Consider the following 14,853-nt stretch of genomic DNA (forward strand, 5'->3'; position numbering starts at 1 on the left):
TAGCGGTTCCTTTTTTTATACTTCCATAATAATTGGTAAAATCATTGGTCTTCTCTTTGTTTTTTCATATAGGAATGGAGCGAGTGTATCGGTAATTTCGTTTTTAATTTCTGACCATTGGCTTGTTTTCCGCTCCATTATCTTGTTAAGATGCTTGGTAATTAAATTTTGTGCATCATTGATTAGGTCCCCTGACTCACGCATATAAACAAATCCACGTGAAATTAAATCTGGACCGGAAGCAATTTTAAATTCCTTCATGTTGATGCTGACAACAACAACTACTAAGCCCTCTTCAGATAAAATTCTTCTGTCTCTTAAAACGATATTGCCAATATCGCCCACACCGCTTCCATCAATATATACATTTCCTGATGGAATCTTTCCGGCAACTTGAGCTGTATTTTCTGATAATGCAAGGACTTCGCCATTGTCCATAATGAAGCAATTTTCTTCTTGCACGCCGCAATCGACGGCAAGTTTAGCATGCATTCTTTGCATCCTATATTCGCCATGAATAGGCATAAAGAATTTCGGCTTGATTAATCGGAGCATTAACTTTTGTTCTTCTTGTCCGCCATGACCGGATGTGTGAATATTACTTAATTTACCGTGGATTACCTCGGCACCCGCTCTAAACAAACTATTGATTGTTCTTGAGACACTAATAGTGTTTCCAGGAATAGGAGATGAGGAAAAGACCACAGTATCTCCAGGAATAATTTGAATTTGTCTATGTGTACCGTTAGCGATTCTAGATAACGCAGCCATTGGCTCCCCTTGGCTTCCTGTGCAAAGGATGGTTACTTTATCAGCCGGCAGGCGATTAATCTGACCAGCATCAACGAAGGTATCTTTCGGTGCCCTAATATAGCCTAAATCAAGACCGATATTAATCGCTGCTTCCATGCTCCGTCCAAATACAGCAACTTTGCGGCCGTAGGTAACGGCTGCTTCTGTTACCTGCTGAAGTCTATGAATATTGGAAGCAAAAGTAGCAAAAATGATTCGTCCGTCTACCTTGCGGAAAATATCATCGATGCTTTCACCAACCCGACGTTCCGACATAGTGAAATCAGGAATTTCACTATTGGTACTATCAGATAATAAACAAAGCACGCCTTCTTTGCCGATTTCCGCCATTTTTGTTAAATTTGCTGGTTCTCCGACCGGTGTGAAGTCAAATTTAAAATCACCTGTGTGGACGATCTGGCCAGGAGGCGTTTTTACGACAATGCCATAGGAGTCTGGGATACTATGGGTTGTCCGGAAAAAGGTAACCGATGTTTTCCGGAACTTAATCACATCATCTTCTTTAATTTCGATTAATTTAGCATTCCGCAGTAGACCATGCTCTTCCAGCTTATTTTTAATTAACCCAAGCGCCAGCTTCCCTCCATAAATCGGAATATTGACTTCGCGCAATAAATAAGGAATGCCACCTATGTGGTCTTCATGGCCGTGGGTGACGAATAAGCCCTTAATTTTATCTTCATTTTTAACTAAATAACTGTAATCAGGAATGACGTAATCTATTCCTAATAATTCATCCTCGGGAAATTTAATTCCAGCATCAATTAAGATAATTTCATCTTGGAATTGTACCCCGTACGTGTTTTTGCCTATTTCACCCAATCCCCCCAGGGCAAAAACAGCTGCTTGATCGTTTTTTACAAATTTCATAAATTATCAAATCTCCAATACTTTAAAGTTTTCGTTTTGCTGCTCATATTCTAAATAGGCTCCTTGTACCTCTTGAACATATTCCACATTAAATTTCCGTTCCGCAATTTTAGAAAGAACATCCCGTTTTGATTCACCTTCAACGAAAATGGTTTTTGTATTTTCTCTAACTGGGACTTCGTTAATGCTTTCTTGAAAATAGACCTTAAATAACATTATTCTCGCTCCTTAATTCATCATGACTTTTTCTATTATATAAAACATTTTCATCTTTTTCATTATTTTCAGTGGAAAACTTAGTTTCATTATGAAATGTATGTAAAAATGCATGTTTTAATAATTTACAATAACGAAGGAGCCCTTCGCAACTTTGAAGGGCTCGAAAAGTTTAGGCAATCGATTTTTTTCTGAGTAATTCTTTCCACTGTTTTAAAAGCTTCTTCCTAAGCTTCTTTAACATAGTGGATCATCTCCTTACTTCTTATTTTAAACAATCCTTGTCCAATGTAAAGGTGGTGATGGCAGATAATTGAAATTTTTTGAAAGAGCCTTTTTTTACTATTATTATATGGTTAAATGGCTGAATTTTTCATGGATAAACATGGAATAAGGGGGAAGCAAACATAAAAAAAAGGCTGTTCTTAAAACAGCCTCATTATCGTTCAATTGCGCTAGCCCCTTCAATTGGCTTTAAAGGGTCCTTTTTATCAATATGATCATAAAACATAATGCCATTTAAATGGTCGATTTCATGTTGAAAACAAATAGCAGGCAGACCTTTTAAGCGGATTTTAATTTCCTCGCCAGTTAGACTTGTTCCTTTTACAGTGACACGGGCATACCGCGGCACAAAGCCCGGAATCGATTCATCAACCGATAGACAGCCTTCGCCTGTTTGTAAATAGGCTTTTTCAACAGAATGACTGATGATTTTGGGGTTAAATAGAGCATAACTGATAAGCTGTCCCTTGTCATCTGTGCAGTGAACAGCAATCATCCGTTTGGATACATTTATTTGCGGTGCTGCAAGTCCTATCCCAGGCCGCAGACCATATTTTTGCGTTATTTCAGGGTCCTGGCTGTTGATAACATATTCTAACAGACTCGCAAGAATCTGTTTATCCTCATCACTTGGCGGCATGGAAACCTCTGCTGCTGCCATCCTTAAAGTGGGATGTCCATCACGAATGATATCATCCATCGTTAACATAAACCTTCACTCCTATGTTCGAATAAAATCATATGTACTCATTAGTCTATCAAACATTTTGGGATTTGTTAACGGTGATGGTTCTTTCCTTCTCGACAAAAGGGTATGTTGTCAAATAAACAAAGTAAAGATATAGTAGAGGGTGATAAGAAGGAAAGTAAGGTGCTTTAAGATGAAAAGAAAACGGTATGCTCTGTTTATTTTCGCTCTTATTTTGATATTATCGGGCTGCACAAGTGAAAAAGATCCAACGAAGGAAATGTATGATGTCCTAGAAAAGGTTGTAGCAAAAGAGAAAGGGTTTGAAGAACAACAGGAACCACTCGTTTCTCTGGAAAAGAAAGAAAAAGCCCTTTATGACCAAATCATAAAACTAGGAATGAAGGAATATGAGCAAATTGTAAAGCTATCCGATGAGGCGCTAGACTCAGCGGATAAAAGAAAAGAGCTTTTGGAAAAAGAAACAAACAGCTTAAAAGAGTCTGAAAAAGAATTTCAAAAAGTGAAAAAAATAAAGGATCAGTTAAAGGACCCGGAACAAAAGAAATTAGCAAATGAACTGTATGATATTATGATGCAAAGGTATAGGGCGCATGATGTCTTGTACAGTAATTATTCCGAGGCATTAAAAAATGATAAAGAATTGTATGAAATGTTTAAAAACAAAGAGCTTCCGCTAGATGCTCTGGAAGCCCAAGTTATGAAAGTAAATGAGACGTATAAAAACGTTCTTGCCGCAAACGAAAGTTTTAACAAGTTAACGGAGGAATACAATGCGACAAAGCTTTCGTTCTATAAACAGGCAGGAATAAAATCATCTAATAAATGACATTATAAAAAGTCAGCCAAAAAAAAGGCTGGCTTTTTTCTATATTATAACAACTCCAGATAAATGTTGTTTTTTATATAACAGATGTTAATTGCAAGTTAATACAGGTTATTAGAATGGGTGAAAAATAAATAATATGGATGTGTTGAAAAATTATGGTGTAAAGGATTTGACGCTTCAGATTGGATGGTGTAAACTCGGTTATGGAATGATATGTTGTATTATATTTTCTATTGGAGATATTAATACAGATTATATTTGGCAGTTAGGTTCAGAATTTTTATTTGAAAAAATTTGGAATACCCTATTTTCCAGCTTTTTTGGGTAACCTAACGTAGTGGATTTTATTTTAATTATAAGTATTTAAATAATGAAAGGAAGATGTGACCACGATGGCTTCTCAAACCAAAAATATGCCGTTGGATGCAGTTAAGTCACTCCAAGCAGCAGAAGAACAGTTTAAAACATTCCAAATCTTAAATGAAGAAGGGGAAGTTGTTAATGAAGGCGCAATGCCAGCATTAACAGACGAGCAGCTGCAGGAACTTATGCGGCGGATGGTGTACACAAGAATTTTAGACCAGAGATCCATTTCCCTAAATCGTCAGGGCCGTTTGGGCTTCTATGCACCAACAGCAGGACAGGAAGCATCCCAGTTGGCATCACAATTTGCTCTGGAAAAAGAAGATTATATTTTACCTGGGTATCGGGATGTTCCTCAGTTAATTTGGCACGGACTGCCGCTTTACCAAGCATTTTTGTTTTCACGTGGACATTTTCATGGCAACCAAATTCCTGAGGGAGTTAATGTTTTATCTCCACAAATTATTATTGGTGCCCAATATGTGCAGACAGCAGGTGTGGCATTAGGACTTAAAAAGAGCGGCACGAAGGCTGTTGCGATTACCTATACAGGTGATGGCGGCGCGTCCCAAGGAGACTTTTATGAAGGAATTAACTTTGCAGGTGCATTCAAGGCGCCAGCTATTTTCATAGTTCAAAACAACCGATTTGCGATTTCCACTCCAGTTGAAAAGCAATCTGCAGCAAAAACAATTGCTCAGAAAGCAATGGCTGCTGGAATCCCTGGTATCCAAGTCGATGGAATGGACCCTCTTGCAGTATATGCTGCCGTAAAGGATGCTCGTGATCGTGCCATCAATGGCGAAGGACCTACCTTAATTGAAACATTAACCTATCGTTATGGACCACATACGATGGCTGGTGACGATCCAACACGTTACCGTACTGCTGACCTTGATAATGAATGGGAAAAGAAAGACCCGCTTGTCCGTTTCCGTAAATTCCTTGAGAAGAAAGGTTTATGGAGTGAAGAAAAAGAAAATGAAGTAATTGACCAAGCAAAAGAAGATATTAAAGAGGCAATTAAAAAGGCGGATTCGGCTCCTAAACAAAAGGTTACCGATTTAATATCCATCATGTTTGAGGAAATGCCGGTTAATTTAAAAGAACAAAATGAAATATATCAAGCAAAGGAGTCGAAGTAAGTCATGGCTCAAATGACAATGATTCAAGCAATTACTGATGCACTTCGTACGGAATTGAAAAATGACCCTAAAACGTTAGTATTCGGCGAAGACGTTGGCGTAAACGGCGGTGTATTCCGAGCGACAGAAGGCCTTCAAAAAGAATTTAGTGAAGATCGTGTATTTGACACTCCTCTTGCCGAATCAGGAATTGGCGGACTAGCAATTGGTCTTGCGATGACGGGATTCCGCCCAATCCCTGAGATTCAATTCTTTGGCTTCGTATTTGAGGTAATGGATTCTATTGCAGGGCAAATGTCACGTATGCGCTACCGTTCAGGCGGTCGTTATCATATGCCGATTACTGTTCGTTCTCCATTTGGCGGCGGTGTCCACACTCCTGAGCTGCATTCCGATAGCTTAGAAGGTTTGATGGCACAAACACCAGGGTTAAAAGTCGTTGTCCCATCTACGCCGTATGATGCAAAAGGATTATTGCTTTCAGCAATCCGTGATAATGACCCTGTCATTTTCCTTGAGCATTTGAAGCTTTATCGTGCTTTCCGTCAAGAGGTGCCAGAGGAAGAGTATACTATTCCGCTTGGTAAAGCTGATGTAAAACGTGAAGGTACTGATTTATCTATTATTACTTATGGTGCAATGGTGCACGAATCTTTAAAAGCGGCAGATGAGTTAGCGAAGGAAGGACATTCTGTAGAAGTAGTCGACTTACGTACAATCAGCCCGCTTGATATCGACACGATTATTGCATCTGTTGAAAAAACGGGCCGTGCGATTGTCGTTCAAGAAGCACAAAAAATGGCCGGTGTTGCTGCCAATGTAGTGGCTGAAATCAATGACCGTGCAATTTTAAGCCTAGAAGCACCAGTTCTGCGCGTGGCTGCGCCGGATACTATTTATCCTTTCTCACAAGCAGAGTCTGTATGGCTTCCAAATTATAAAGACGTAATTGAAACAGCTAAAAAAGTATTAACATTTTAATGAAAAGGGAAATAGGGCTTAACTGTTTCCCTATTGCCCTTGATACTAAAAGCAAACCACAAGCGAAATAGGAGGATGAATACCAGTGTCATTTCAATTTAAAATGCCTGACATCGGTGAAGGTATTCACGAAGGGGAAATTGTTAAATGGTTCATCAAACCTGGAGATCAGGTAAAAGAAGATGATGTCCTTTGTGAAATTCAAAACGATAAAGCTGTAGTAGAAATTCCTTCCCCTGTTGAAGGAACAGTACTTGAAGTATTAATTGGTGAAGGAACGGTAGCAACAGTAGGACAAGTTCTGGTGACTTTTGATGCACCGGGATATGAAGACTTACAATTTAAGGGAGACCATGCGGAAGAACAGCCGCAGCCAGAAGCACAAGCAGCTCCTCAGCCGGCACCTTCTACAGATACGAAACCTGCAGAAGCGCCATCTCAGCCTGCTGCACAGCCTCAAGAAGCTGCAGCCGCACAACCGCAGGCTGATGTGGATCCTAATAGACGCATTATTGCTATGCCATCTGTTCGTAAATATGCACGTGATAAAGGTGTAGAAATCAGTTTAGTGGCTGGAACAGGTAAAAATGGCCGGGTTCTAAAAGAAAATATTGATGCATTCTTAAACGGTGGTGCACAAGCAGCGGCACCTCAAGCAGCAGCACCTGCAGCTGAAACTGCTGAAACGGTTGAATCACCTAAAGCTGCTGCACAAATTCCGCAAGGGCAATATCCGGAAACCCGCGAGAAGTTAAGCGGAATCCGCAAAGCAATTGCGAAAGCGATGGTCAATTCCAAACATACTGCTCCACATGTTACATTAATGGATGAAGTGGATGTAACAAAGCTTGTTGCCCACCGTAAAAAATTCAAGGAAGTTGCTGCTCAGAAAGGCATCAAGTTAACCTTCCTTCCATATGTCGTAAAAGCTTTAACAAGTGCATTGCGTGAATACCCTGTTTTTAATACATCGATTGACGATGCTGCTGGGGAAATTGTTCATAAGCACTACTTTAATATTGGTATTGCTGCTGATACTGAAAAAGGTCTATTAGTTCCGGTTGTTAAGGATGCAGACCGTAAATCAGTTTTCTCAATCTCACAAGAAATTAATGAATTGGCTGACAAGGCTAGAAGCGGAAAGCTAGCTCCTGATGAAATGAAAGGCGGCTCATGCACAATTAGCAATATCGGTTCTGCTGGAGGCCAATGGTTTACTCCAGTCATTAACCATCCTGAAGTGGCTATTTTAGGAATTGGCCGAATTGCCGAGAAACCTATTGTTAGAAATGGCGAAATTGTTGCAGCCCCTGTATTAGCCATCAGCTTAAGCTTCGACCATCGCATGATTGACGGTGCAACTGCTCAGAATGCACTAAATCATATCAAGCGATTGTTGAACGATCCAGAACTATTGTTAATGGAGGCGTAAGAAAAATGGTAGTTGGAGATTTTCCGATTGAAACAGAAACTATAGTCATCGGCTCTGGTCCTGGCGGGTATGTGGCAGCTATTCGTGCTGCTCAACTAGGACAAAAGGTAACAATTGTAGAAAAGGAATATGTAGGCGGAGTATGTTTAAATGTCGGCTGTATTCCTTCAAAAGCTTTAATCGCTGCAGGTCATCGTTATGAAACTGCCCTTCATTCCGAGGGCTTCGGGATTACAGCTGAAAATGTAAAGGTTGACTTCTCGAAGGTTCAAGAATTTAAAGCTGGTATTGTAAAAAAATTAACCGGCGGTGTTGAAGGCTTATTAAAAGGGAATAAAGTGAATATTGTACGCGGAGAAGCATACTTTGTGGATGCTAATACTCTTCGTGTAATCAATGAAGATTCTGCTCAAACTTATACTTTTAATAATGCTATTATTGCAACTGGTTCCCGTCCTATTGAACTGCCGGCATTTAAATATTCAAAGCGTGTTCTAAATTCGACTGGTGCCCTTAATCTAAACGAAATTCCTGAGAAAATTGTCGTGATTGGCGGCGGTGTTATCGGGATTGAACTTGGCGGTGCTTATGCAAACTTTGGCAGTCAGGTGACGATTTTAGAAGGTGCCGAGGAAATTTTAGGCATGGGTGTTTTTGATAAGCAAATGGCGGCCTTGGTTAAGCGCAACATGAAGAAAAAAGGTGCGGAGTTCTATACGAAAGCCTTGGCTAAAGGTGTGGAAGAGACAGAAAACGGCGTCGTGGTAACCTTTGAAACAAAAGGTGAAGAAAAGAAAATCGAAGCCGATTACGTTTTCGTCATGGTTGGACGTCGTCCGAATACTGATGAAATGGGTCTTGAACAAGCTGGGGTGAAATTATCTGAGCGCGGATTGATCGAAATCGACAAACAATGCCGAACTAATATTAGCAATATTTACGCTATTGGTGATGTCGTGGCAGGCCCTCAATTAGCCCACAAGGCATCATACGAGGCTAAAATTGCGGCGGAGGCAATTTCGGGACATCCTTCTGAAATTGATTATTTAGGAATTCCTGCCGTTGTATTCTCTGAGCCTGAGTTGGCTGCAGTCGGATATACTGAAGCGCAGGCGAAGGAAGAAGGAATGGAAGTAACGGTTGCTAAGTTCCCATTTGCAGCAAATGGCCGTGCTCTATCGCTTGACTCAAGTGATGGTTTCTTACGATTAGTTACGCGGAAAGAAGACGGCCTTGTAATCGGTGCACAAATTGCCGGTGCAAACGCTTCTGACATGATTGCTGAGCTTGGCCTTGCGATTGAAGCAGGGATGACTGCCGAAGATTTGGCTATGACTATCCATGCCCACCCAACCCTTGGTGAAATCACTATGGAAGCAGCGGAAGTAGCTCTAGGAAGTCCAATTCACATCCTTAAATAATAAAAAAAGTCCCTTTCGTACCTAAACACGAAAGGGACTTTTTTTATGGGGAAAACAAATATTTGCAGTTAGTAATGCAAAATTTTACAAATAATTTGCTGTTCCTATAATATAATTATTTTAATAAATGTAACTGCGTGGTGACAAAGATGAGGGTTTATATCGTCATGATGCTGCAATTTATTATTTGGAGTGGCTATACATTAATCGAATGGCTGTCAAAACACGATCAGCTTCTATTCAAAGTTATTATGTTTTTTGTCTTTTTTTATTTGGCTTTCATTATTGGCAACAAAATCACCAATTCTTTCCGCAAAACGCTTTTTATTACCACATTAAGCCTAGTGGTCTATACATCAATCCATTACACCATGGCACGTTATATACATTGAAAAAAGCTCCTTTTAGGAGCTCGGGCTGTCGAGAAACCCTCGGCAGCCTCTATTTTTATTCGTATTCTTTAACAATGCACCGCGTTAATTTGTTGTAATATTATTAATACATAGACTTTTCAACATGTCTGTTGATTTGCGCTCCAGGCACTTCGCTTTCCGCGGGCGTGCCGGGGAGCCTCCTCGGCGCAAGCTCCTGTGGGGTCTCCCACTGCCCCGTACTCCCGCAGGAGTCTTCGTGCCTTCCGCGCAAATCAACAGGTGTTAATAAAAAGACCTGCAACTCAAACAATAAATAATAAAATATGTGGTGAAATTAATGTTTAAGCCAAAAGTGTCCAGCCAAAGTGAATACGAATTTGTTTCTATTGATGAATTAGTTCCAGACAACCACCTTCTTGGCTTGATTGATAAATATATAGATTTTTCATTTCTTTTAGAAAAAGTTCGTCCATTTTATAGTGAGGATAATGGCTGCCCATCTGACCCACTAATTCTTTTTAAAATGATGTTTATTGGATACCTTTTTGGTATTCGATCTGAAAGACAACTAGAAAGAGAAGTTAAAATGAACATTGCCTACCGGTGGTTTTTAGGTTTAAAATTCCACGATCCGGTCCACATCATTCGACGATCAGTTGGAATCGCCAACATCGTTTCAAAGTTATCAATACGGAAATTGATACCGATATATTTCAGGAAATATTTGATGAGATTGTTCTGCAGGCAATGAATCATAAAATGGTTGGCGGTCGTGTTTTATTTACTGATTCCACTCATTTAAAGGCAAACGCCAATAAGCATAAGTATACAAAGGAAGAGGTAAAAGTAGAGACTCGCGAATATTTTGAGGAACTTAATAAAGCTATAGAAGAGGATAGAATTAATCATGGAAAAAAGCCGTTAAAGGAAAAAGAAGAGAAGAAAGAGACAAAAGAAATTCGGGTATGGGAGGAGTAAAAAGAGAAGGTAAGAATAAATCGCTTATCTAAATCAGGAAAACAGCTTTATAAATTTAGAAAGGAAAAAATTGAGCGAAGCTTCGCAGACTCAAAAGAGCTGCACGGGCTTCGCTACTGCCGGTTACGTGGGATAAAAAAGCAAGTGAGCAGGCCCTTCTTACTGCAGCTTGCCAGAACATGAAAAAGATTGCAACACACTTATTCAGACTAGAAAAAGTGTGTTGTAGTTCTTTAGATTGATAATCTCCCTGTTGATTGGAGCGGAAGGTGCGCAGACTCCTGCGGGAGTACGGGAAAGGGGAGACCCCACAGGCGCGGAACGCGCCGAGGAGGCTCCCCGAACCGCCCGCGGAAAGCGAAGCACTTGGAGCGGAAATCAACAGGCCCATTAGCAGCGACAATTTTTCATAAAAAATGAATTTTCGGATTCTGATAAAATAAAAAATTGCCGAGAAAAATATACTTTCTCGACAATCTGAGCTCCTTTTAGGAGCTTGGATTATCAAAAAACATTCGATAGCTTTTCAACAAGTCTGTTGAAGCTCCCTTTGGGAGCTTATTTTCTTGGGTAAAAGTACATAATTCTTTCGTTAAAGAGGTGCAATTCGCCTTGAAGCTTTTTGGCTAGGAATTTGCAAAATTCATTTGCTTTTCCTTTATCTCCGTATGTAGATTGTTCCGGCAAGGTAACCTGAATATATGTCTGCTCATATTCCCCGCCTTCTTCTGTTTTGACAGTTTCTTTATCAACACCTATTAAAATGGCAAAGTAACGTTCATGGTCAGAATGTAAATAAAACCAGTTTCCTTTTCCTTCAGCCGTTTCTTTTATCTCATAAGGTAGTGCTGCATCCTCAAATTGCCAATTCAGCTGATCGCCAGTTTTGCTTGTAATGTCTTTATAGTAATGAAATAAATCCTTTACTTCTTCGATTGTAATCGTTTGCTTCGCTGATGAAGGCACGAGCTTTATATATGCATTTAAAGCCATCATTATCCCCCTTATATACCTGTAATATCACCTCTTTTATTCTAGCATTGAATAAAAAATAATGACAACTTAAATAGGTATATTTATAAACTTTTCTTTATTTGTACAGTTTGAAGCTAAAATGTTTGTTATTGGGACAATTTTAACTCCTATTTAAATTATTATTTTTAAATGTGACATACAATTAGGCTTGAAATTTTTAATGTGATATATTATTATGATTTCAAGGATAGTAAATCGCTTTCAATTTAGTGATAATTCCACAAAAAAGGGGACTAATAAGCATGGGTACTATTGTATGCCAAACTTGTAATTCAACAATTGATCATTTTGAAGATGAAAAAGTAACGGTTCTCTATTCAAAATGCGGCTGCTGCTGCGAAAGCCATGGGGAAAAAGAAGTGAAATAAATATAATTTACTTAAAAATAAACAGGATTCCATTAGGAATCCTGTATTTTTTATTTGCTATTGAATTGCCTTATATTCTTTAATAACCCGGATTGTTTTCAGTTCATCGTCCTCCGGTCCTTGAACAGGCAGTCCGGCCTCCAGGTTTTTCTTTATATAGTGGAGGTTTTCTTTCGTAATAATCTCACCAGGAATAAAAATTGGGATTCCTGGAGGATACACCATAATGAATTCAGCAATTATTCTGCCCTCAGATTTCTCCAGGGCTACTACTTCCGTTTCAGAGTAAAACGCATCCCTCGGAGTTAAGGCAAGCAAAGGAATTTCCGGCAGGAGAACCTCAACAGGCTCGATCTTTTCAGAACGATTCTCATACTCTTTAGAAAGCTCCCTTAGGGCGGTTACTAAAATATCCCCTTCATTTTCCGTATCTCCTAAAGTAATGATACAGAGGATGTTGTAAAGGTCAGACATTTCCACTTCAATATTGTGCTTTTCACGGAGCCATTTTTCTACTTCATAGCCAGTAAGCCCTAAATCTTTGACGGAAATAATCAGTTTTGTCGGGTCATAATCAAATATGGCTTTGGAATCTAAAATTTCTTCACCAGGGCAATAAAGATGTTCTATTTCGTTCACTCTTTGACGGATGGACTGCGCAAGGCGAATCGTTCTGTCAATTAATTCTTTTCCTTTCATCACCAGCTGTTTCCTGGCAACATCCAGCGAAGCCAATAATAAATAAGAAGTGGATGTTGTCGTAAGCATGCTGAGAATGGATTGAACATGTTTAACCGAAACAAGACCTTCTTTAACATTTAAAATGGAGCTTTGCGTCATCGAACCGCCAAGCTTATGGACGCTGGTTGCAGCCATATCCGCACCTGCCTGCATGGCTGATATTGGAAGGTCTTCATGGAAATGAATATGAACTCCATGGGCCTCGTCTACAAGGACAGGCACTTCGTAAGAGTGGGCAATTTCCACGATTCTTTTTAAGTCGGCGGAAACTCCAAAGTAAGTAGGGTTAATGACTAATACTCCTTTGGCATCAGGGTGCTGTTCAAGTGCTTTTTCCACTGATTCCGGTGTAATACCATGGGAAATCCCCAGCTCCATGTCAATTTCCGGATGGATAAATACCGGAATTGCACCTGAAAAGACAATGGCCGACATGACTGATTTATGGACATTTCGTGGCACAATGATTTTATCTCCAGGGCCGCAAACTGCCATAACCATTGTCATAATGGCTCCGCTGGTGCCTTGGACTGAAAAGAAAGTATGGTCGGCACCAAAAGCTTCTGCCGCCAATTCCTGGGCCTGCTTAATCATTCCTTTAGGTGAATGAAGGTCATCAAGCGGTCCAATATTAATTAAGTCAATGGAAAGAGCATTCTCACCAATGAACTCTCGGAATTCCGGATCCATACCGGCTCCTTTTTTATGTCCAGGTATATGAAATTGAATTGGATTTCTATTGGCATGTGCTAATAAACCGCTAAAGAGCGGTGTTTGATTTTGGGACAATTTATACACACCTCTTATTAAGATCTCTTGTAAATAAAGATTCAAAAAAACAAATTGAATTATAGCATTAAATATGTGGTCTGCATAGGAATTCTGAAAATTTTTATCCGAATGGATTTATAAAATTTAGTTTCCCAAAAGAAAAGGAAATTTACCCGTTTGAAACGAAATAACAAATAACGACTAATTAAGGAGTGATTTTTCAAATGAATTGGCAGACACGAGTAACAGAAATATTAAATATCCGCTATCCAATTATTCAAGGCGGGCTTGCGTATTTAGCTTATTCTGATTTAGCCGCAGCCGTATCCAATAGTGGCGGCCTTGGGCAAATTACGGCCATGTCCTTGGCAAGTCCTGAACTTCTTAGAGAAGAAATTAAGAAGGTTAGAGAATTAACCGATAATCCTTTTGGAGTGAACTTTGCCATCGGGCAAACCGGAAGGCCTTTTGCTGACTTTTTGCAGGTGGCTATTGATGAAGAGGTACCTGTTATTTCTATGACTGGCGGAAATCCGGCTCCTATTTTTGAACAATTAAAGGGTACATCCATTAAAAAGCTTGTCCTTGTTGCTGCAAGAAGGCAGGCAGTGAAAGCGGAGGAACTTGGCGCTGATGCTGTAATGGTAGTTGGGCAGGAAGGAGGAGGGCATCTCGGCCGTGAAGATCTAGGTACTATGGTGTTAATCCCTCAGGTTGTCGATTCAGTGTCAATACCGGTTATTGCTTCGGGCGGAATAGGTGATGGCAGAGGGCTAATGGCCGCACTCAGTTTAGGTGCTGAAGGAATAGAGATGGGTACTCGTTTTATTGCCACTAAGGAATGTGTTCATGCTAATGATGTGTATAAAAATGCATTGATTGAAGGCACTGAAACTGATACAGTGGTGATTAAGCGCTCGCTCGGCGCACCAGCAAGAGCAATTGCGAACACATGGACAGATAGAATTCTTGAAATTGAAAAGAATCATGGCGGTTATGAAGAGCTTAAGGATTTTATTAGTGGAAAAGCTAATCAACAGTACATTTATAATGGTGAAGTTGATAAAGGCTTCGCTTGGGCAGGTCAGGTCATGGGACTCATTAAAGACGTACCGTCTACTGCCGAGCTTTTTGATCGGATTATCCTTGAAGCTGAACAAATTCGCCGGAAGTGGAAAGAATAAGAAACAATACAAAAGAAAGTCAGCAGGTGAGATCACATGGAATATCAGTATCCAATAGACTACAGATGGTCGACAGAGGAAATTGTTGATGTCGTTCATTTCTTTGAAGCCATTGAAAAAGCGTATGAGTCCGGAATTGAACGCGACCAGCTGATGTCCGTATACCGGAGATTTAAGGAAATTGTCCCAAGTAAAGCAGAGGAAAAGACCGTTTGCGGTGAATTTGAAGAAATCAGCGGATATTCATCCTATCGGGCCATTAAAAAAGCAAAAGAAGCTTCTCCCGGTGAGAGGATTATGATGAAATAAACAAAGGAGACATTAGCTGTCTCCTTTGT

14 protein-coding genes and 1 pseudogene are annotated in these 14,853 nt (G+C 39.9%); 10 read left to right on the plus strand and 5 right to left on the minus strand.

Annotation, left to right across the window (positions count from 1 at the left end):
• Window positions 1–15: 15 nt before the first annotated feature.
• The 3 genes from rnjA to def all read right to left on the minus strand — a co-directional run bounded on the left by rnjA (window position 16) and on the right by def (window position 2,893).
• Window positions 16–1,683 (minus strand): ribonuclease J1, encoded by a 1,668-nt coding sequence (rnjA, locus tag KHB02_RS09260; RefSeq protein WP_213140897.1) that lies wholly within the window; start codon window positions 1,681–1,683, stop codon window positions 16–18.
• 6 nt (window positions 1,684–1,689) lie between these two features.
• Window positions 1,690–1,899 carry a DNA-dependent RNA polymerase subunit epsilon gene (locus KHB02_RS09265; protein ID WP_213140896.1) on the minus strand — a complete coding sequence of 70 codons (210 nt, stop codon included), beginning with the start codon at window positions 1,897–1,899 and terminating at the stop codon, window positions 1,690–1,692.
• A gap of 439 nt (window positions 1,900–2,338) precedes the next feature.
• Entirely contained in the window at window positions 2,339–2,893 is a 555-nt protein-coding gene (gene def, locus KHB02_RS09270; protein ID WP_213140895.1) for a peptide deformylase, read from the minus strand.
• Window positions 2,894–3,065: 172 nt separating this feature from the next.
• Between def and KHB02_RS09275 the strand changes: the two genes are divergently transcribed.
• From KHB02_RS09275 to KHB02_RS09305, 7 genes and pseudogenes are all read left to right on the plus strand, one after another.
• Complete coding sequence (locus KHB02_RS09275; RefSeq protein WP_213140894.1) at window positions 3,066–3,722, plus strand: YkyA family protein; 657 nt, start codon at window positions 3,066–3,068, stop codon at window positions 3,720–3,722.
• A 392-nt stretch (window positions 3,723–4,114) separates the two neighbouring features.
• On the plus strand, window positions 4,115–5,230 hold the full coding sequence (gene pdhA, locus KHB02_RS09280; protein WP_213140892.1) for a pyruvate dehydrogenase (acetyl-transferring) E1 component subunit alpha: 1,116 nt from the start codon (window positions 4,115–4,117) through the stop codon (window positions 5,228–5,230).
• A gap of 3 nt (window positions 5,231–5,233) precedes the next feature.
• On the plus strand, window positions 5,234–6,211 hold the full coding sequence (locus tag KHB02_RS09285; protein WP_213140891.1) for an alpha-ketoacid dehydrogenase subunit beta: 978 nt from the start codon (window positions 5,234–5,236) through the stop codon (window positions 6,209–6,211).
• A gap of 85 nt (window positions 6,212–6,296) precedes the next feature.
• Entirely contained in the window at window positions 6,297–7,643 is a 1,347-nt protein-coding gene (locus KHB02_RS09290) for a dihydrolipoamide acetyltransferase family protein (protein ID WP_213140890.1), read from the plus strand.
• A 5-nt stretch (window positions 7,644–7,648) separates the two neighbouring features.
• The gene (gene lpdA, locus KHB02_RS09295) at window positions 7,649–9,064 is read left to right on the plus strand and encodes a dihydrolipoyl dehydrogenase (protein ID WP_213140889.1); all 1,416 of its coding nucleotides are present in this window, start codon (window positions 7,649–7,651) and stop codon (window positions 9,062–9,064) included.
• Between the two features lie 149 nt (window positions 9,065–9,213).
• Window positions 9,214–9,456 carry a hypothetical protein gene (locus KHB02_RS09300; protein WP_213116480.1) on the plus strand — a complete coding sequence of 81 codons (243 nt, stop codon included), beginning with the start codon at window positions 9,214–9,216 and terminating at the stop codon, window positions 9,454–9,456.
• A gap of 319 nt (window positions 9,457–9,775) precedes the next feature.
• Window positions 9,776–10,658: pseudogene (locus tag KHB02_RS09305) on the plus strand (transposase).
• A 316-nt stretch (window positions 10,659–10,974) separates the two neighbouring features.
• Here the strand turns inward: KHB02_RS09305 and KHB02_RS09310 are convergent.
• The gene (locus KHB02_RS09310) at window positions 10,975–11,409 is read right to left on the minus strand and encodes a DUF1885 family protein (RefSeq protein ID WP_213141312.1); all 435 of its coding nucleotides are present in this window, start codon (window positions 11,407–11,409) and stop codon (window positions 10,975–10,977) included.
• 284 nt (window positions 11,410–11,693) lie between these two features.
• On the opposite strand from KHB02_RS09310, the gene KHB02_RS09315 reads away from it, so the two are divergent.
• Window positions 11,694–11,819: a GapA-binding peptide SR1P gene (locus KHB02_RS09315; RefSeq protein WP_213116478.1), complete on the plus strand. Its 126-nt coding sequence runs from the start codon at window positions 11,694–11,696 to the stop codon at window positions 11,817–11,819.
• Window positions 11,820–11,876: 57 nt separating this feature from the next.
• On the opposite strand, the gene KHB02_RS09320 is transcribed toward KHB02_RS09315, so the two are convergent.
• Window positions 11,877–13,349 (minus strand): aminotransferase class I/II-fold pyridoxal phosphate-dependent enzyme, encoded by a 1,473-nt coding sequence (locus KHB02_RS09320; RefSeq protein WP_213140888.1) that lies wholly within the window; start codon window positions 13,347–13,349, stop codon window positions 11,877–11,879.
• Between the two features lie 206 nt (window positions 13,350–13,555).
• Between KHB02_RS09320 and KHB02_RS09325 the strand changes: the two genes are divergently transcribed.
• Window positions 13,556–14,515, plus strand: a complete 960-nt coding sequence (locus KHB02_RS09325; RefSeq protein WP_213140887.1) for an NAD(P)H-dependent flavin oxidoreductase — start codon at window positions 13,556–13,558, stop codon at window positions 14,513–14,515.
• 36 nt (window positions 14,516–14,551) lie between these two features.
• Entirely contained in the window at window positions 14,552–14,824 is a 273-nt protein-coding gene (locus KHB02_RS09330) for a UPF0223 family protein (protein ID WP_213140886.1), read from the plus strand.
• Window positions 14,825–14,853 lie beyond the last annotated feature (29 nt).

Source organism: Neobacillus citreus, from assembly GCF_018343545.2.
GTDB classification, from domain to species: domain Bacteria; phylum Bacillota; class Bacilli; order Bacillales; family Cytobacillaceae; genus Neobacillus; species Neobacillus citreus.

Excerpts from the sequence above, each read along its gene's own strand:
- rnjA (WP_213140897.1), bottom strand. The coding sequence starts at position 1,683 with ATGAAATTTGTAAAAAACGATCAAGCAGCTGTTTTTGCCCTGGGGGGA.
- KHB02_RS09265 (WP_213140896.1), bottom strand. The coding sequence starts at position 1,899 with ATGTTATTTAAGGTCTATTTTCAAGAAAGCATTAACGAAGTCCCAGTT.
- def (WP_213140895.1), bottom strand. The coding sequence starts at position 2,893 with ATGTTAACGATGGATGATATCATTCGTGATGGACATCCCACTTTAAGG.
- KHB02_RS09275 (WP_213140894.1), top strand. The coding sequence starts at position 3,066 with ATGAAAAGAAAACGGTATGCTCTGTTTATTTTCGCTCTTATTTTGATA.
- pdhA (WP_213140892.1), top strand. The coding sequence starts at position 4,115 with ATGGCTTCTCAAACCAAAAATATGCCGTTGGATGCAGTTAAGTCACTC.
- KHB02_RS09285 (WP_213140891.1), top strand. The coding sequence starts at position 5,234 with ATGGCTCAAATGACAATGATTCAAGCAATTACTGATGCACTTCGTACG.
- lpdA (WP_213140889.1), top strand. The coding sequence starts at position 7,649 with ATGGTAGTTGGAGATTTTCCGATTGAAACAGAAACTATAGTCATCGGC.
- KHB02_RS09300 (WP_213116480.1), top strand. The coding sequence starts at position 9,214 with ATGAGGGTTTATATCGTCATGATGCTGCAATTTATTATTTGGAGTGGC.
- KHB02_RS09310 (WP_213141312.1), bottom strand. The coding sequence starts at position 11,409 with ATGGCTTTAAATGCATATATAAAGCTCGTGCCTTCATCAGCGAAGCAA.
- KHB02_RS09315 (WP_213116478.1), top strand. The coding sequence starts at position 11,694 with ATGGGTACTATTGTATGCCAAACTTGTAATTCAACAATTGATCATTTT.
- KHB02_RS09325 (WP_213140887.1), top strand. The coding sequence starts at position 13,556 with ATGAATTGGCAGACACGAGTAACAGAAATATTAAATATCCGCTATCCA.
- KHB02_RS09330 (WP_213140886.1), top strand. The coding sequence starts at position 14,552 with ATGGAATATCAGTATCCAATAGACTACAGATGGTCGACAGAGGAAATT.